Origin of the sequence: Undibacterium sp. Ji50W, from assembly GCF_049340445.1 — a bacterium.
Lineage (GTDB): Bacteria > Pseudomonadota > Gammaproteobacteria > Burkholderiales > Burkholderiaceae_D > Undibacterium.
Genome location: NZ_JBMPOX010000013.1, coordinates 76541 through 93918, shown reverse-complemented (window position 1 = coordinate 93918; position 17378 = coordinate 76541). Strand labels below are relative to the sequence as shown.

Here is a 17378-nt window from a genome sequence, read left to right as displayed (position 1 = left end):
TATAATTAAAGGCTGAGTTCCAGATCCTTACTACCGAGACATGATGATTTCCGATTTCGAATTGCTTGCAGAAAAAGTAGCGCGGCTTGCCGAGCTGGCTCATGCTTTACGCAGTGAAAATGCGGGGCTGAGGAATGATGTGACATCCCTGGCGACGCAGAATGCAGATCTGCAACAACGCATGCATCAGGCACATGATCGTGTTGCTGCCTTGCTTGGCCAATTGCCGGCCGAGGTATTGAATAACAAGGAAGCGGCATGAGCGAAGCCAAACTGATACGCGTTGATGTCACCATCATGGGGCAAAGCTATAAGCTGAGTTGCAAGGAAGGTGAAGACCGCGCCTTGCGTGAAGCCGCAGCCTATCTTGACGCCAAGATGTCGGCTCTGCGCGATGCGGCCAAGGTCAAAGGTAATGACAGGATCGCCGTCATGGCCGCGCTGAGCATGACAACCGAGTTGCTGGCGACCAAGTCGCCTGAAGGCCCACTCTCTGGCATGTCATTGGCAGAAGTCAAGCAAAAAATTCATGGCATGCACGAGACCATGGATCAAGCACTGACTCCACAAGAAAAACTATTTTGATTGCATCCATTATTATTTAATTTAATCAAAATAGCTGGCAGCGAATAGGCATTTGGGGTTACACTTTAGATCCCTACCGTGTTCGCCAATGCCATATATTCCTTGAACCATTTATGTGCATAGGCCGTGGAAATTGTTTGATTGGTGTGAGCGTCGCTAGTCCGATGAACCCGAAATTGAACTGACTGTGGCCAACTTGAACCGCCAGGTTCAGGATGCCGGCATAGCGGCATCGGTGGGGACTTATACCAGAACGGTTGTCTATTAAAGACAGCCGTTTTTTTTTGCTTGTTACATCGCTGCGTGACATTCGTCATCTGCTTCTTATGTGCACGGCAGCACATAAGCTGGTCAGTTCCAGGCATGAATTTGACCGGCAGAATTCATGCATCCCGTCACAATGGTCACTCTCTATATGCATACATGTATTTGCCTGCGATGGATGATGCTGTTGCGGCTTGCTGCAAGTAATCCACGATGAAGAAGCTGACCGGTGATGCGATGGCCGTGGCTTATTTCTGCCCATCCTGGTGCCTTGAATGAAAAATCATTCAGAAATGTGCGACAATTTCCTTTTGATTTTTCAACTATTCTGCCATGGCCTATTGGTTAATGAAGTCTGAGCCGGATGAGATCAGCATCGACGACGTGCTTGCGCTGCCCAGCATTCCCTGGTTTGGCGTGCGCAATTATCAGGCGCGCAATTTCATGCGTGATGGCATGCGTGTCGGTGACGGCGTGCTGTTCTATCATTCCAGTTGCCCCGAACCTGGTATCGCCGGGTTGGCCGAAGTGGCCAGCACGGCTTATCCGGATCACACCCAGTTTGAAAAAGACAGCAAATACTTTGATCCCAAGGCCACCCAGGAAACCCCGCGCTGGATGATGGTAGATGTCAAGGCCAAACGTAAAACCCGTTTGCTGAGCCTGGCTGAACTCAGGACTTATCCGCAATTGGAAAACATGACGGTGCTGCAAAAAGGTAGCCGTTTGTCGATTACCCCGGTGACGGCGGATGAATGGCGTTTCATCCAAAAGCTTTTGGAGAAAAAACTTTGAAGTTCTTGCCATTTAGCACGACGGCTACAGCAGGCCTGACCAACCTGACCGAACCCCTGGCTGCTGCCAAATTTATCAAAGAGATAGGGCGTGGCAAGGATGGTGCGCGCAGTATGACGCAGACCGATGCTGCCACCTTGTACAGTGCCATGCTGGCGGGCCGGGTGTCTGACCTGGAAATGGGCGGGATCTTGCTGGCCATGCGCATCAAGGGGGAATCGATAGAAGAAATTGCAGGTTTTTTGCAGGCAGCGCAACCGTATATATTGCCCATGCAGGCACCGGCTGGCAGCGCGTATGCGCCGGTCATTATTCCCACCTATAACGGGGCACGTAAAAAAGCCAATCTGACGCCTTTGCTGGCCTTGCTGCTGGCAAAGCGCGGGGTGCCGGTATTGGTGCATGGGGTCCGTACGGACGCGGGCCGTGTGGCCACGGCTGAAATATTCCAGGCTTTGGGTTTGCCCCTGGTGACGACAGCAGAACAGGCGCTGCAGCAAATGCAGCAGATGCAGCCTGCCTTCATGCCGGTTGATGTCTTGTCACCAGCCATGGCGCATTTGCTGAGCCTGCGGCGTATTCTGGGGGTACGCAATTCCACCCATACGCTGGTGAAAATATTGCAGCCTTTTGCTGCGCCCGCCCTGCGCTTGAGTTCTTACACGCATCCGGAATACCTGATCATGCTGAAAGATTATTTTTCAGCTTGTGCACCTGTCGAAGCGGGCGATGTCTTTTTGATGCGCGGTACCGAAGGCGAGACTGTTGCCAGTACCGGACGTGCACAACAGATAGACTGGTTCCATCAAAGGCAACTGACTACACTGGTACCCGTGCAGCAAGAACCCCTGGCTGAAGTACCGGCGGTGCCAGATAGCATTGATGCCGCCGCCACAGCCACCTGGATCAGGGCGGTACTGGCAGGTGACATCGCCATACCAGAAAATATCGCGGCCCAGGTCGAGCATTGCGTGACGGTGGCGCAATCACTGCAAAAACATGCTTAGCATTTGACCGAAGACCTGACACATCATGGAACTGGATTTGGCAGATACCAATAGCAATATCGTCAGGGATGACCCACGTCTGAAAACTGTCCTGCGTTTCCTGGATCAGATCGGTGTCGAGGTCGTAGAACGCGAGTTATTGCACACCACCTTTCTGCTTGGCCTTGATCTGGGGCCTGGCTGTATTTATGTCGATTATGGCAGGCTGAAATATCCCGGTGATATGGTGCATGAAGCGGGGCATCTGGCGGTGACACCTTCAGCCCAGCGTGCCTTGATCGGCAGTGCGCAGCAGGACAAGGACTGGCCGCCACAGGGTGAAGAAATTGCAGCCATTCTGTGGTCGTTTGCCGTTGCGCGTGAACTGGATTTGCCGCTGGATTTTGTGTTTCACGGCGATGGCTATAAAGATGATTCGGCCTGGTTGATAGAGACGTTTGAATCGGGGACATATATCGGCTTGCCGTTTTTGGAATGGGCGGGCTTGAGTTTGGGGGCGGTGCGGGCGGAGAAGGAGGGGAAGCTGGCGTTTCCGAAGATGTTGAGGTGGATGCGGGAGTAGCCCGGGGCTACTCATTTTTCTTTTCTTCGGCGTGTGTCAAGGTACTTGTCGCCTCAATGTAAATCAGTAGCTGTGGGTTGGGCCGGACCTCTGAATAACGTATTTGTTAAATAACGTCGAACCCAAGACCTCTCACCACAGAGACACAGAGAAAAACGGAGTAGTGCCAGTCGATTAACCGCAATCATAAAGACGTCGCTCCAGCGAAGGCTGGAGCCCAGTGACGTTCGTTGTATGCCGTACTTTGGTTACAACTATTGCCCTTCGTGGATACAAACCGGGTCTCGGCCCGGCGGTCGAATTCCTTTCTTTGCTTCGCCAAAGAACGGAATCAAAGAAAGGCGACCGCAGACTCGCCCTTCGGGTGCTTACGCTGCGCTTCAGCATAATTTGTGCATCACAAAAAATGGGAAGATCCGAAACTCGCTACGCTCAAACATCGGCTCTTCTGATTCCATTTTCTGTGAAGCACAAATTACATCGTCCCAAGCGGATTAAGGTCAACAGCAAAGTCAAAACCAACGTCAACACAACCGCATTCACATTTATTTGAATGCCATCGATTAACCATGAGGTTGTAGTTGTTTTTGACGTTGGGGTTGTTGTTGACTCTAATCCGCTTGGGCTCTGTGTCTCTAAAGGGAGATACATCGCCTTGCAGGGCGATGTCGTTACGCAGGCGGATTGCATGCAATCCCAATTCCCTGCTACACCGGAGCCATTTGTGTGCCGCAAAACAGCATCATCACAGCGGAACTGCAGAAAGTCAAAACCAACAGCAACCCCAAAAACCGTCACGACCATCGATCATATTGCGACGCCCTCTTGAGTAATCCCAAACACGTCACCCATAAAAAAACGCCGGATCACTCCGGCGTTTTTATCAGCTTAACAGACGATCAGAAGTTGGCCTTGAATTGCACGCCGTAGTTGCGTGGTTCGTTCAGGATACCTGTGAGGTTGTTGAAGTCAATGGCGGCGATGACCTGTTGCTTGTTGGTGATGTTGCGACCGTAGGCTGCCAGTTCATATTTGCCGTCTGCCCATATATAGCCCAGGCGCAAGCCGCCTTCCAGCAGGGACTTGGCTTTGTATTCCTTGGCTTCATACAGGAACATGTTGTAGCTGTCCTTGTAAGACCAGTCGGTGCTGGCGTACAGCGTGCCTTCGCCGATTTGTGTGGAATAGCGCAGCGAGAAGTTACCTACCCACTTAGGTGCGCGTGGCAGGGGGTTGCCGCCGACCAGTACCGTGCCTTTGACCGGGCCGGCAGGATTGGTGACTGTACAGCCGTTACCGCACGGGGCGACGAATAGTTTGTCATCCTTGATTTCAGTGTCGTTATAGCTGACACCAACGGTAGTTTTCCAGTTGCGGTTCAGGTTGGCTTGCAAATCCATTTCAAAGCCTTGACCAACGGCTTTGTCTGCATTCACCAGCTTGTTCTGATTGACTGCACCGCTACCGGCTGTCAACTGCAAATCTTTGGCGGTGTACTGGAATACCGTAGCGCTGACACGTGCAGTGTTATCCAGGATGTCTTTCTTGATACCGGCTTCGAAAGACAGGGTTTTTTCCGAGTTGGCTACAGAAATGCTGTCACCAAACAGAACGCGGCCCTGGATACTTGGGGCGCGATAGCCGGTGGCAATACGGGCAAAGACGGAAGTGGCCTTGTCCAGTGTGTAGTTGGCACCGATGTCCCAACTGATGTTGGTAGCCGATGGGTTGGCTCTGAGTACCGGTGTGCCCGGTGTACCGAAGGCTGTGCCTGGTGTCCAGGTACGTTGCGCATCAAAATCCTTCTTATCGCTGGTATAACGCAAGCCACCGCGCAGTTTGAACTGGTCCGTCACCGCATAGTTCAAGGTACCGAAGGCTGCCCAGGATTTGGCATTTTGATGTTGTACTGCATAACCATCTTGTGGATTGCCTGGTGCGAAGGAGTTATAGTCAAAACTGTCGACCTGCAGCTCTTCGCTGAAATAGTACAGACCGGCGATCCATTGCAGTGGGTCTTTGGTATTGGATTCAACACGGAACTCTTGCGTGACCTGTTTCAGGTTAGGCAAGCCATCAGCTGTTTCTGCCGGGAAGGGAATAAAGCCAGGACCCATGGTTGGCATGAAGGATGCGCCATAGCCACCATCAACGTCGGCGCGGCTGTAGAACTTCGCTTTGTCATAGGCGGTGATGGAATGCAGGCTGATACCTGGCAAATCCCAGCGCAGGCGCAGGCTGCCGCCAGAAGATTTCAGGGACTGGTTGTTCAGGCCATCAGTCGGGTAGCTGCCATAGTCAAAACCAGGGACCAGTTCATTCGTGCCTTTTTGTATGATATTGGCGCGGAACAGCGTGGCGTTGCCGGACATGTCGCGACCATGCAGATTGACCAGGGCGCTGAAGTCACCATTTTTATACGCGAATTGCAGGCGGGCTGCGTTATCACGATAGCCTTCGAGGTTTTTCTCGCCAGTGGGACGTGGATTGGTCACGCGGTCATCACGGGTTTGTGACTGACCAGAGAAGCGCATTGCCCAGTCCGGGCTCAGCGGAACGTTGACTGCACCTTCAAGATTGACGGCCTTGTAGTTACCAAAGCCGACGTTGGCATAGCCTTCAAAGCGGCGGGTTGGTTTGGTAGAGTCAAACTTCAATACACCGGCAGGGGAGTTGCGGCCAAACAGTGTGCCTTGTGGGCCACGCAGAATTTCAACCTGATCCACGTCAAATACCGGGAAGCCTTTCAGCATCGGGCTTTCCTGCACGACGTCATCATAGACCAGACCTACTGGCTGGGATGCGTTCAAATCGAAATCGGTATTGCCCAGACCGCGGATATAGAAACGCGGGAAAGAACGGCCGAAATCGGATTCCACGTTCAGGCTTGGTACGCGGGCTGCGAGGAAGCGAATATCCTGACCACTGGCATTATACGTATCCAGCGCTTCGCCTTTGATGGCGGAAATGGACATCGGTACTTCCTTGATGTTTTCTGCGCGGCGGTTGGCTGTCACGATTACCGTATCGAGCTGCGTGCCATCGTTTTTTGCGTCGGGCTTGGCGTCCTGGGCCCAGGCAGCTTGCATAGGGAAGGCGGCGGCAACGGCCAAAGCGATGACGCTCAGTCCGACCCCCTTGTGTAGTTGCTGAGAAATAGTTTTGCGCATAGGTATGTTCCCAAAATGATGTTGATCGAGGGTGTTCCGGCATGGTGCATATGCACCATCCCTGAAATGGGGCGTGGTGAAATCAAAATTTCACTACGGGAACCATCGCAATCGTTTGCGTAATCGTTTGCGTGGCCGCGTTGCTGTTATCTCTCTTGGCCAGAAACAAGTCAAGAATTACTTATTTGGTTAGAACTAAATAGTCTGTTTGGTTGAAATATGTTGTGTATTTCAAACAGGGATGTGCATGAATTGTCACAAAATTGAGTTGCCTTTTTATGGTGCGGCAAGCGGGCGCTTTGGTGCATCACATTTGACGTGTGGACAAAACGATAGGACAGTTTTCAAACCAATTATGACATTGGAAAAATGAGCAGCATTTGTGTATCAAGATGTTACAGCGCTTGAAATTATTTTTGAATACATGAATGAAGCAGATGCGGGAAAAAATCAGGCCATGGGCTACAATCTCGCCTGATTTTTGTGAAAGTAAAAACCCATGAGCAAACAGTTCGATCTTGCCGTTATCGGCGCCGGTGCTGCCGGTTTGATGTGTGCAGCAGTCGCCGGCCAGCGCGGCAAGCGCGTGGTATTGATAGATCACGCGGATCGCCTGGCAGAAAAAATCCGTATCTCTGGTGGTGGTCGCTGCAATTTTACCAACCTGCATGCGACGCCGAATAATTTCCTGTCCGAGAATCCGCATTTTTGTAAAAGTGCACTCTCGCGTTATACGCCGCAAGATTTTCTGGCGCTGATGAAGCGTTATCACATAGCCTGGCATGAAAAGCACAAAGGCCAGTTATTTTGTGATGACAGTGCAGAAGATGTCATACGCATGCTGAAAGCCGAATGTGATACTGGCAAAGTGGAATGGCGCATGGGCTGCAAGGTGGACCAGGTGCAGCAAGATAGCCATGGATTTATCCTGCATACCGACGCTGGTGAAATGCGGGCCGGGCAAGTGGTGATGGCGACTGGTGGCTTGTCCATACCCAAAATAGGCGCAACTGATTTTGCCCATAAAATCGCACGTCAGTTTGGCCTGAAAATCATAGAGCCACGTCCTGCTCTGGTGCCTCTGACTTTTGATGCCAAGGCATGGGAACCGTTTGTGCCGCTGTCTGGTATTTCATTGGAAGTAGATATAGAAACCGGTGAGAAAAAAGCCCGTACTGTATTCAGGGAAGATTTATTGTTTACTCACCGTGGTTTGTCTGGCCCGGCAGTCTTGCAGATATCCAGCTTCTGGGAGCCGGGCAAAGCCTTGCGTATCAATCTCTTGCCAGAAGTCGATGTGGCGCAGGATCTGGTGGACAACAAAACCACGATCAAAAAAAACCTGGCCAATCATTTGTCACAATACCTGCCAGCCCGGCTGGTGGATGGCTTGCTGCTGGCGCACGGGTTTGCCGGCGATGCAAGGGTGGCCGATATGCCAGACAAGCGCCTGCGCCTGATAGGTGAAAAGCTGAATCGCTGGGAACTTGTGCCGAATGGCTCTGAAGGTTATCGCAAGGCCGAAGTAACGCGGGGTGGCGTTGATACCCGTGAGCTGTCACAGCAAAGCATGATGAGCAATAAAGTGCCTGGCCTGTATTTTATTGGGGAGGCGGTCGATGTGACCGGCTGGCTGGGGGGATACAACTTCCAGTGGGCCTGGGCATCGGGAACAGCTGCTGGCCTCTCTGTTTAATGAGGGCCAGTCTGGCGTTGTGTTTTTGCATAAGAACCTGCTTACGATCTTACTGCGCGAGCGTGATCGGGGCTCATGCGCTGCTCAAAATGCTCATGTACTGAAGTACATTCCGCTTTTTGCGCTGCTCTTCACTCCCGCTGACGCTCGCTCGCTACAGATCGTAAACATGTTCTACGGTCTTGATGATATTTATACTCATGGGGAGTATAAATATCAGTTTATTGCGGTAGCTGGGGGAGTTGATGGATATTTCGATATACTCCCGTGAGTTTTGGGAAAATAAGAATGGCGGCGGGGCCTTGTGTAGGCTTTTGCTTAAGGGCGCGGCAAGTATTTGGACAAGATTTAATCAAGCTCCTTCCATTAATCTAATTTTCCTGTTAATATCTCGGTCTTCCTATAAATCTTTCCATGGTTTGAACTTACATGACCACAATTCGCCTTAAAGAAAACGAGCCGTTCGAAGTCGCCATGCGCCGCTTCAAGCGCACTATCGAAAAGACCGGTCTGTTGACCGAATTGCGCGCTCGCGAGTTCTACGAGAAGCCAACAGCAGAACGCAAGCGTAAGCTGGCTGCCGCTGTTAAGCGTCACTACAAACGTATTCGTAGTCAGCAATTGCCTAAGAAGATGTACTAATCCTGCTGTTGTGTTCGGCGGTTTGTTTGCCGGGTGCATCGCGGTTATCTGCTTAGGTTTGCATGCCCGCTCCGGTCAGCCGCAGCGGGCTTTGTTGTTTTTGTCGAATTATTTTTGACTGCTATTTGATTAATTAACATCAGGGGTTGGCCATGACTTTAAAAGAACAGATCACCGACGACATGAAGGCTGCGATGCGCGCCAAAGAAACAGTCAAGCTGGGTACTATTCGCCTGTTGACCGCCGCCATGAAGCAAAAAGAAGTGGATGAGCGCATAGAGCTGGACGATGCCATGGTATTGGTGATCATAGATAAAATGCTCAAGCAGCGCAAAGATTCCATCACCCAGTTTGAAGCTGGTGGTCGCCAGGATCTGGCTGACATAGAAAAAGCCGAGCTGGAAATTTTGTCGAAGTACATGCCTGCTTCGCTGTCGGATGAAGAAGTGCAGGCCGCCGTGGTTGCCGCTGTGGCTGAAACCGGTGCCGCTGGTCCGCAAGACATGCGCAAAGTCATCGATGTATTGAAAGCTAAGCTGGCTGGTCGTGCCGATATGGGCAAGGTGTCTGGTCTGGTCAAGGCAGCACTGGCGAAATAATTTGCCTGCGCTGCGCGTGTTGAATTCATTTGCTGGCATCCTGCTTTGATACCTCAAAGTTTTATTCAGGATTTACTGGCCCGCGTTGACATTGTTGACGTGGTGGGTAAATACGTACAGTTGAAAAAAGGTGGCGCAAACTACATGGGTTTGTGCCCCTTTCATAATGAAAAATCCCCCAGTTTTACAGTAAGTCCGACCAAACAGTTTTATCACTGTTTTGGTTGTGGTGCGCATGGTAGTTCCATCGGGTTTTTGATGGAATATTCCGGCCTCAGCTATGTTGATGCGATTCGCGATCTGGCGCAAAGCAATGGCATGATCGTGCCGGAAGAAGATCGTATGTTGCCGGCGCAAAGGGCTGAGGTGCAGGCAAAAAGCCTGGCCTTGTCCGAGGTCATGACCAAGGCCGGTGAATATTACAAGCAGCAATTGCGTACCGCGCCACAAGCCATTGCCTATCTGAAAAAACGTGGTTTGACCGGTGAAGTGGCGGCGCGTTTCGGGCTTGGGTTTGCGCCCGATGCCTGGGATGGTCTGCGTTCTGTGTTCAATGATTATAGCGATCCCTCGCTGGTCGAGGCCGGTCTGGTCATAGACAAGAGCGAAGAAGAAGGTGGCGGACGCAAACGCTATGACCGTTTTCGTGATCGCGTCATGTTCCCAATTCGCAATACCAAGGGCCAGGTGATCGGTTTTGGTGGACGCATCATGGAGCAGGGCGAGCCTAAATACCTGAACTCGCCAGAAACCCCTTTATTTCAAAAAGGCTTTGAACTGTATGGCCTGTTTGAGGCGCGTCAACCGATACGTGAAGCCGGTTATGTGCTGGTGACAGAAGGTTATATGGATGTGGTGGCATTGGCGCAAATGGGTTTTCCGCAAGCCGTGGCTACCTTGGGAACGGCGTGTACGCCGACCCATGTGCAAAAACTCTTGCGTCAGACGGATCACGTGATTTTCAGTTTTGATGGTGACAGTGCCGGGCGGCGTGCCGCAAGACGGGCGCTGGATGCCTGTCTGCCACATGCGAATGACGACAAGATCATCAAGTTTTTGTTTTTGCCCACTGAGCATGATCCGGACAGTTTCATTCGTGAATTTGGCGCTGAAGCCTTTGAGCAGGAAGTGCATGATGCCATGCCACTGTCGCAATTCTTCATGCGTGAAACCATAAGCGACAATGACCTGACGACGGCGGAAGGGCGGGCCAGGACGCAGTTTGATGCCAAGCCTTTGTTGCAGGCGATGCAGCCTTCCGGCCTGCGTTTGCAACTGGTGCGTAATCTGGCGCAGGTGACACAGACCAGCCCGGCAGAAATTGAAACCATGTTTGAATTGAGCCAGCCGGTGGCACGCCAGAAGCTGGCACCTGCCAGATCCAAGCGCAGCGCGCCGGTGGGGCTGGAGCGACAAATTATCCGCATTCTGGTGGCGCATCCTTCACTGGCGATGATGTTGGACGACAGCATGTTGTCCGATGCAGCCATGCTGGCACCGGATGGTGCCGCCATGCTGGGGCAATTGGTGGCAATTGCACAAAGCATGGGCGAGCATGCCCAGTTTGCCGCCCTGGCGGAACAGTTGCGCGCAAGTGGATCGGATTTTGATGGCTTGATTGCAGAAGTGGCAGAGCAGACCGAAACCGATATCGACATGGTCAGGCAGGAGTTGTTGGGTGCCATACGCCAGGTGCGCTTTCAGGTGTTGCGTTCGGAACTGGATGCGCTGGCGGCACGCGGCTTGCGTGAAGAGGCGGATATTGTGCGTTATCGCGAAATTATGTTGTTGCAAGCACAATTACGCAAAGAAGCAGAGGCTGAAGCGGCCAATCGATGATGTGGCGTTTTAAACGCGTTTATCCTGCCTTTGTATTGTCTTTAAGGTAAGCGCCAGAGATTTTTCGTTGCTGGCCTGATGATTGCTTAACTTGACCCTTGTTATTGCGGCTTTTGCCATCAATTGCTGTACATACTTGAAGAATTGTCGCGTTGATTGCCCATTTTGCTAAATCATTTGGCAATTTTTGGTGGGCAAGATTGTATGGAAATGCCTGTAATTGCCTTGATATTGCCTAAATTTTGTTCAGGAAACAGCTATAGGGCATAGTCTTGGGCTGGAGTAAAGTACGCTCGCGTGTTATAATTAAAGGCTTTCGATTCAAGGTCTTAGGTTGTTTCATTCTGGGCAAAGCTCTTGGCATTTGCGTGGAATGTGTTGTTTAGGTGAGTGTAATGCTCCTCCGAGTAACCCAAAACACTGGCGCTGAGACTCGGGAAGTCTGAAACAAACAAGAGTTTGCTCTGCAATGCAGGTCGCAAGATCTGATGGCAGCGCATTTTCTTTTTTGTGAAATCCACACAGGCGACTTCCTCAGTTCCGGATGGTTTGATTCAATGGCTAACGCAATGAAGAAACCCGCGAAAACCCTGACATCCACTACGGTTAAAAAAACCGTGACGACCGCGCCGAAAAAAGCGCAGGCCACGGCCGTAACAAAAACGGTCAAGACCGTTGCCAGCACCGCGAAAGCGGCAAGTGCAGGCAGTAATGCTGCTGCGAAGGCATCTGTGAAGGTGGTTGTCGGCAAGCCGGGTAAAACCGCTGCTGCCACACCATCAGCATCAAAGTCCGGTAGCAAACCGGTGAAGACTGCAGGAAAAGCGCCTGAGAAAAAAGGGGTTGCGAAAGACGTTAAAGCGCCTAAAGTAATAAAGAATGCTGTTGCAGCGAAACCGCTGGCAACGAAACAGGTAGCAAGTAAAGCAGTATTGAAGGCGGCAACAAAAGCCAAAGACGTGGATGTTGAAACGTCCAGGTCTGCGACAAAAACGGCTGGTAAGGACGTGAGCGGCAAGAATGCGAAACCCCCGGCAAAAAAAGAGAATTTGCCTGCAGAGGCGGCCAGTTCTCAGGCAAGTGGAAAAGCCAAGAGTGCAGCACTAGCCAGGCCTCAGCCAGAACCAGTATCCGTATCATCGAAAGCTTCTGTGACAATTAACAAAACCGATTCAAAGACAGTGACTAAGCCAACCAAGAATTCAGCAAAAGCTGCACCAGAGGTGCAGGAAATCAAGACCGGTTCTGCGCCTACCGTAAGCCAGACTACCGATGCTGCGGTGCTTGCCGCCATTGACACTTCAGGCTATGTATTGCCGGGAGTGAAGGTGCCTGGTCGTCGTGGTCGCAAGCCTAAGGAATATCAGCCTGAGAATGAAGAAATTGCTGCATTGAACGCGGTAGAACGCGCCGAGATGAAAGCGATAGACAAGGCCAAGGCAAAAGATCGCAAAGCCAAGGAAAAAGCCTTGTTGAAAGATGCGTTCTCATCTGATCCGGAAGCCACAGAAGAAGAACTCGAGCGTCGTCGTCAGAAACTGAAAACCCTGATCAAACTGGGTAAGGACCGTGGCTACCTGACGTTTGCTGAAATCAACGATCACTTGCCGGAAAACGTGGTTGATCCGGAAGCGATCGAAGGCATCATCGGTACCTTCAATGACATGGGTGTGGCTGTGTACGAACAGGCCCCCGATGCAGAAACCCTGCTGTTGTCGGATAACGTCGTCACCGTCACGACTGATGATGATGAAGTGGAAGCTGCTGCTGAAGCGGCGTTGTCTACCGTGGATTCCGATTTTGGTCGCACCACTGATCCTGTGCGCATGTATATGCGTGAAATGGGTTCGGTCGAGTTGCTGACGCGTGAAGGCGAGATCGTCATCGCGAAGAAAATCGAAGAAGGTCTGAAAGACATGATACAGGCGATTTCTGCCTGTCCCACCACGATTGCTGAAATCCTGGCGGCGGCTGACCGTATTGCTGCCGATGAAATCAAGATTGACGAAATCGTCGATGGCCTGGTTGATCCGAATGCGAGTGAAGAGTCTGCGGCTGTTGCCGCTGCGGTAGTCGTCGAAGAAGAGTCAGAAGAAGACGAAGAAGAAGACGAAGAAGAAGACGAGGAAGATGATGATGGCGGTGCCGCTGGTGCTGCTGCCATCTCTGCCGAACAGCTGGAACAATTGAAACGTGATTCCTTGGCAAAATTCGAAATCATTGCGACGAATTTTGAAAAGATGCGCAGGTCCTTCGAAAAAGAAGGCTATAACTCCAAGTCTTACATCAAGGCACAGGAAGCGATTTCCGGCGAATTGCTGGGCATACGCTTTACTGCCAAAGTGGTTGAAAAGCTGTGCGATACCTTGCGTGGTCAGGTAGATGAAGTACGCCACGTGGAAAAACAGATACTGGAAGTGGTCGTCAACCGTTGCGGCATGCCGCGTTCGCATTTCATCAAGGTCTTCCCTGGCAATGAAACCAATCTGAGCTGGGTTGAAGGCGAAGTGAATTCAGGTCATTCGTATAGTGCCGTGTTGGGTCGTAATATTCCTTCGGTCCAGCAATTGCAGCAAAAACTGATCGACTTGCAGGCCCGTGTTGTATTGCCTTTGCCTGATCTGCGCAACATCAATAAAAAGATGTCTGCCGGTGAAATGAAGGCCCGCAAGGCCAAGCGTGAAATGACCGAGGCCAACTTGCGCCTGGTAATTTCCATCGCCAAGAAATACACGAACCGCGGCTTGCAATTCCTGGACCTGATCCAGGAAGGCAATATCGGCTTGATGAAGGCTGTGGACAAGTTTGAATATCGCCGTGGTTACAAGTTTTCGACCTATGCCACCTGGTGGATACGTCAGGCGATTACCCGTTCCATCGCTGATCAGGCACGTACTATCCGTATCCCTGTGCACATGATAGAGACGATCAATAAAATGAATCGTATCTCGCGTCAGATTTTGCAGGAAACTGGTGTAGAGCCTGATCCGGCTACCCTGGCGATCAAGATGGAAATGCCGGAAGATAAGATTCGCAAGATCATGAAGATTGCGAAAGAACCGATTTCCATGGAAACACCTATCGGTGACGATGATGATTCGCACCTGGGTGATTTCATTGAAGATAATCACACACTGGCACCGGCCGATGCAGCCCTGCATGCATCCATGCGTAATGTCGTCAAGGATGTACTGGATTCGCTGACGCCGCGTGAAGCAAAAGTACTGCGCATGCGCTTTGGTGTGGAGATGTCTACCGACCATACCCTGGAAGAAGTAGGTAAGCAATTTGACGTGACCAGGGAGCGTATTCGCCAGATAGAAGCCAAGGCTTTGCGTAAATTACGCCATCCTTCGCGTTCTGATAAACTGAAGAGCTTCCTAGAAGGTAATTAATGTTGTACAATGGGCGTCGGTTTTTTCGGTGCCCATTCAATTGATATTGTGCAGAGTTGCGTAGTTTGTCGGCACAGTATTTTTGCAGGTGGCAGCATCGGGCTTTTCCTGCAAACCTGAAGTATTTTTCCAATCCTGGATTATCCTCAGATTAAAGCAGGCAGAGCTTGCAGAAAGAATTGGGCCTCTAGCTCATGTTGGTTAGAGCAGCGGACTCATAATCCGTTGGTACCGTGTTCGACTCACGGGAGGCCCACCAAATACCATGACTGATATCAAGTCCCCAGCTATACCTGTCCCCGAGCAAACTACACCAGACGTGAAGTTTGCTGATTTCGGCCTGTCGCCGGAAATCTTGCGTGCCCTGACTGATCAGGGTTATGTCCATCCCACACCCATACAAGAACAGGCAATTCCGGTTGTTCTGCAAGGGCGTGATGTCATGGGTGCGGCACAAACCGGCACTGGCAAGACCGCTGGCTTTTCCTTACCCATTATCCAGTTGCTGCTGGCCCATGCGAGTACCAGTGCTTCACCGGCACGTCACCCCGTGCGTGCGCTGATACTGACACCTACCCGTGAGCTGGCTGATCAGGTGGCTGACAATGTGAAAGCCTATTCACGTCACACGCCGCTGCGTTCTACCGTGGTGTTTGGCGGCATGGACATGGCGCCGCAAGTTGCGGCCCTGCGTTCCGGCGTTGAAATCGTGATCGCTACCCCAGGGCGTTTGCTGGATCACGTACAGCAAAAAACCATCAACCTGTCGCAGACCCAGATTCTGGTCATGGATGAGGCTGATCGCATGCTGGACATGGGCTTTTTGCCTGACCTGCAACGCATCATCAATCTGCTGCCTAAACAGCGCCAGAACCTGATGTTCTCTGCCACCTTCTCGCAAGAAATCAAGAAACTCGCAGCCAGCTTTTTGACCAATCCGCTGACCATAGAAGTGGCGCGCAGCAATGCCACGGCTGACAATGTCACGCAGATTCTGTACAAGGTGTCCACCGAAGAAAAACGCGATGCTGTTTCCTTCATCATCCGCGAGCGCGGTTTGAAACAGGTGATCGTCTTTTCCAATACCAAGATAGGGGCGTCGCGCCTGGCCGTGCATCTGGTCAAGCAAGGCGTCAAGGCATCGGCGATTCATGGTGACAAGTCACAGCAAGAACGCATGGCTGCACTGGAAGCCTTCAAGCAGGGTGAAGTCGAAGTGCTGGTGGCGACTGACGTGGCTGCGCGTGGGCTGGATATCGCTGAGCTGCCGTGCGTTATTAATTTCGATTTGCCGTATAACGCCGAAGATTATGTACATCGCATAGGCCGTACTGGTCGTGCCGGTGCCAAAGGGGATGCGATTTCCCTGCACACTGATCAGGATGAGCGTCTGCTGATCGATATCGAAAAAATGATCAAGCAAAAGATCGTGCGCCTGAACCTGGCAGGTTTTGTTGCTACCTCCGTGCATAAGGCAGAACACCGTGCGCCGCGTGAACGTACTGACCGCGGTAGCGAAAGAACGGCCGATCGTACCAATGAGCGGACTGAACGCACGGAACGGCCTGATCGTGCCGACAGAAGCGAGCGGCCAACGCGCAGTTTTCAGCCTCCAAGAGAAAAAATTGATCCCTGGTTCCTGAAGCCTTACGAACCTAGCGCATCTGCCGTCACACCATTGACATCTGCAAGCGATAGCAAGGCTGGCACAAGTGCCAAGCCACAAAGAAAAGCAGCTTTGCTGGGTGGCTTTTCCAAGGGTTAAGGGTTAAGGCTTAAGGGTTAAGACTCAGCGCGAGCCTGCAACCATGCCGGCTGGCTTGACAGGAAAATGGCTGCATGACGCATCAGGCGTTGGCAGCCAGACTTTCCCAGGCCAGGTTGGCAGCACATAAATCTTCTATTGCCGTTCCCACCGATTTAAACACACTGATGTCTGCTGCTTGCGTCCGTCCCGGATGCTGGCCTGCGCATAGCTCGGCCAGTTCAGCAACGATGGCTGATCTGACCAGGCTGCCATTCGCCAGGGTTTGCGTCAGGTCCCCCGCCTCTACCAGTGCACCCGCATAAGTGTCCACGTAGACAGTGGCCTTGCGCATCAGGGCATCGTCCACTTCGCGCATATCGGGCCGGAATCCACCAACCAGATCCAGATGGGTACCTGCTCGCACATGTTCTCCCAGCACGATAGGGGTCTTGCTGGTGGTTACACAACTGATGATGTCTGCCTGGGCGCAGGCGGCAACCAGATCGGTGACCACTTCAATATCCACAGATGCAGGCAGTTCGGCATGTTCACGCAGCGTCCTCGCGGCCAGTGCAGATTTGTCGCCTGATCGCCCCCAGATGCTGATATGCCTGATGGGCCGCGTGTGGCAATGGGCAACCGCAATATGGGGTGCCAGGTTGCCATTGCCGACCAGCAGCAGGCGCTGGCTATCAGTTCTTGAGACAAATGACGATGCCAGTGCCGACGCCGCAGCGGTGCGCCGCAAAGTCAGTTCTTCACCGTCCATCAGGGTCAGTGGTACACCGGTTTGCGTATCAAACAAAACAAAAATCGCATGCACCGAGGGCAGGTCGGTATTGTGCGGGGCAACCGTCACCAGCTTGACCCCCAGGTGTCCATGGCTTTGCCAGACCGGCATCAGCAAGAGGCTGGAACTGTCTGCTTCCGACAGGGTATGCGCATGTCGCCTGGGGGCGATCATGTCTTCGGTGAAGGCCCCGCGCAAGGCAGGAATCAGCCTGGCATATTGCAAAGCGGCACGAACTTGTGCTTGATTGAAATGAGGGATCATTGTCGTAGTCTATCAGGTCTATC

General features: G+C 51.9%; 13 protein-coding genes, 1 tRNA gene and 1 other RNA gene. 13 read left to right on the top strand and 2 right to left on the bottom strand.

Annotation, left to right across the window (positions count from 1 at the left end; all coding sequences use genetic code 11):
- The first annotated feature begins 43 nt into the window (after positions 1-43).
- From ACO0K9_RS18030 to ACO0K9_RS18005, 6 genes are all read left to right on the top strand, one after another.
- Positions 44-262, top strand: a complete 219-nt coding sequence (locus ACO0K9_RS18030; protein ID WP_422987415.1) for a DUF904 domain-containing protein — start codon at positions 44-46, stop codon at positions 260-262.
- Between the two features lie 11 nt (positions 263-273).
- Complete coding sequence (locus ACO0K9_RS18025; RefSeq protein WP_422987515.1) at positions 274-585, top strand: cell division protein ZapA; 312 nt, start codon at positions 274-276, stop codon at positions 583-585.
- Between the two features lie 67 nt (positions 586-652).
- Positions 653-831: non-coding RNA, 6S RNA (gene ssrS / locus ACO0K9_RS18020), on the top strand.
- Positions 832-1182: 351 nt separating this feature from the next.
- Positions 1183-1644: an EVE domain-containing protein gene (locus ACO0K9_RS18015; protein WP_422987413.1), complete on the top strand. Its 462-nt coding sequence runs from the start codon at positions 1183-1185 to the stop codon at positions 1642-1644.
- Positions 1645-1649: 5 nt separating this feature from the next.
- Positions 1650-2651, top strand: a complete 1002-nt coding sequence (gene ybiB / locus ACO0K9_RS18010) for a DNA-binding protein YbiB (RefSeq protein ID WP_422987514.1) — start codon at positions 1650-1652, stop codon at positions 2649-2651.
- A gap of 25 nt (positions 2652-2676) precedes the next feature.
- Positions 2677-3213, top strand: a complete 537-nt coding sequence (locus tag ACO0K9_RS18005) for a hypothetical protein (protein WP_422987411.1) — start codon at positions 2677-2679, stop codon at positions 3211-3213.
- An 899-nt stretch (positions 3214-4112) separates the two neighbouring features.
- Here ACO0K9_RS18005 and ACO0K9_RS18000 read toward each other — a convergent pair.
- Positions 4113-6383 (bottom strand): TonB-dependent receptor, encoded by a 2271-nt coding sequence (locus ACO0K9_RS18000; RefSeq protein WP_422987409.1) that lies wholly within the window; start codon positions 6381-6383, stop codon positions 4113-4115.
- Positions 6384-6882: 499 nt separating this feature from the next.
- Here ACO0K9_RS18000 and ACO0K9_RS17995 point away from each other — a divergent pair, with 499 nt between their 5' ends.
- From ACO0K9_RS17995 to ACO0K9_RS17965, 7 genes are all read left to right on the top strand, one after another.
- Positions 6883-8079 (top strand): NAD(P)/FAD-dependent oxidoreductase, encoded by a 1197-nt coding sequence (locus ACO0K9_RS17995; RefSeq protein ID WP_422987407.1) that lies wholly within the window; start codon positions 6883-6885, stop codon positions 8077-8079.
- Between the two features lie 429 nt (positions 8080-8508).
- The gene (rpsU, locus tag ACO0K9_RS17990; protein ID WP_005877634.1) at positions 8509-8721 is read left to right on the top strand and encodes a 30S ribosomal protein S21; all 213 of its coding nucleotides are present in this window, start codon (positions 8509-8511) and stop codon (positions 8719-8721) included.
- Positions 8722-8873: 152 nt separating this feature from the next.
- On the top strand, positions 8874-9320 hold the full coding sequence (locus ACO0K9_RS17985; RefSeq protein ID WP_422987405.1) for a GatB/YqeY domain-containing protein: 447 nt from the start codon (positions 8874-8876) through the stop codon (positions 9318-9320).
- Positions 9321-9365: 45 nt separating this feature from the next.
- Positions 9366-11159 (top strand): DNA primase, encoded by a 1794-nt coding sequence (gene dnaG, locus ACO0K9_RS17980; protein ID WP_422987403.1) that lies wholly within the window; start codon positions 9366-9368, stop codon positions 11157-11159.
- 806 nt (positions 11160-11965) lie between these two features.
- Positions 11966-14554 carry an RNA polymerase sigma factor RpoD gene (rpoD, locus tag ACO0K9_RS17975; RefSeq protein WP_422987513.1) on the top strand — a complete coding sequence of 863 codons (2589 nt, stop codon included), beginning with the start codon at positions 11966-11968 and terminating at the stop codon, positions 14552-14554.
- Between the two features lie 181 nt (positions 14555-14735).
- Positions 14736-14813: transfer RNA gene (locus tag ACO0K9_RS17970), tRNA-Ile, on the top strand.
- 6 nt (positions 14814-14819) lie between these two features.
- Positions 14820-16319, top strand: coding sequence for a DEAD/DEAH box helicase (locus tag ACO0K9_RS17965; protein ID WP_422987401.1), 1500 nt, complete (start codon positions 14820-14822; stop codon positions 16317-16319).
- Between the two features lie 82 nt (positions 16320-16401).
- On the opposite strand, the gene ACO0K9_RS17960 is transcribed toward ACO0K9_RS17965, so the two are convergent.
- Complete coding sequence (locus ACO0K9_RS17960) at positions 16402-17355, bottom strand: ornithine cyclodeaminase family protein (RefSeq protein ID WP_422987399.1); 954 nt, start codon at positions 17353-17355, stop codon at positions 16402-16404.
- Between the last annotated feature and the right edge of the window lie 23 nt (positions 17356-17378).

Bases quoted from the DNA above. Each gene is read 5' to 3' on its own strand.
- ACO0K9_RS17965 (WP_422987401.1), top strand. From the start codon at position 14,820: ATGACTGATATCAAGTCCCCAGCTATACCTGTCCCCGAGCAAACTACA.
- rpsU (WP_005877634.1), top strand. From the start codon at position 8,509: ATGACCACAATTCGCCTTAAAGAAAACGAGCCGTTCGAAGTCGCCATG.
- ACO0K9_RS18015 (WP_422987413.1), top strand. From the start codon at position 1,183: ATGGCCTATTGGTTAATGAAGTCTGAGCCGGATGAGATCAGCATCGAC.
- ACO0K9_RS17995 (WP_422987407.1), top strand. From the start codon at position 6,883: ATGAGCAAACAGTTCGATCTTGCCGTTATCGGCGCCGGTGCTGCCGGT.
- ACO0K9_RS18005 (WP_422987411.1), top strand. From the start codon at position 2,677: ATGGAACTGGATTTGGCAGATACCAATAGCAATATCGTCAGGGATGAC.
- ACO0K9_RS18000 (WP_422987409.1), bottom strand. From the start codon at position 6,383: ATGCGCAAAACTATTTCTCAGCAACTACACAAGGGGGTCGGACTGAGC.
- ACO0K9_RS17960 (WP_422987399.1), bottom strand. From the start codon at position 17,355: ATGATCCCTCATTTCAATCAAGCACAAGTTCGTGCCGCTTTGCAATAT.
- ACO0K9_RS18030 (WP_422987415.1), top strand. From the start codon at position 44: ATGATTTCCGATTTCGAATTGCTTGCAGAAAAAGTAGCGCGGCTTGCC.
- ACO0K9_RS17985 (WP_422987405.1), top strand. From the start codon at position 8,874: ATGACTTTAAAAGAACAGATCACCGACGACATGAAGGCTGCGATGCGC.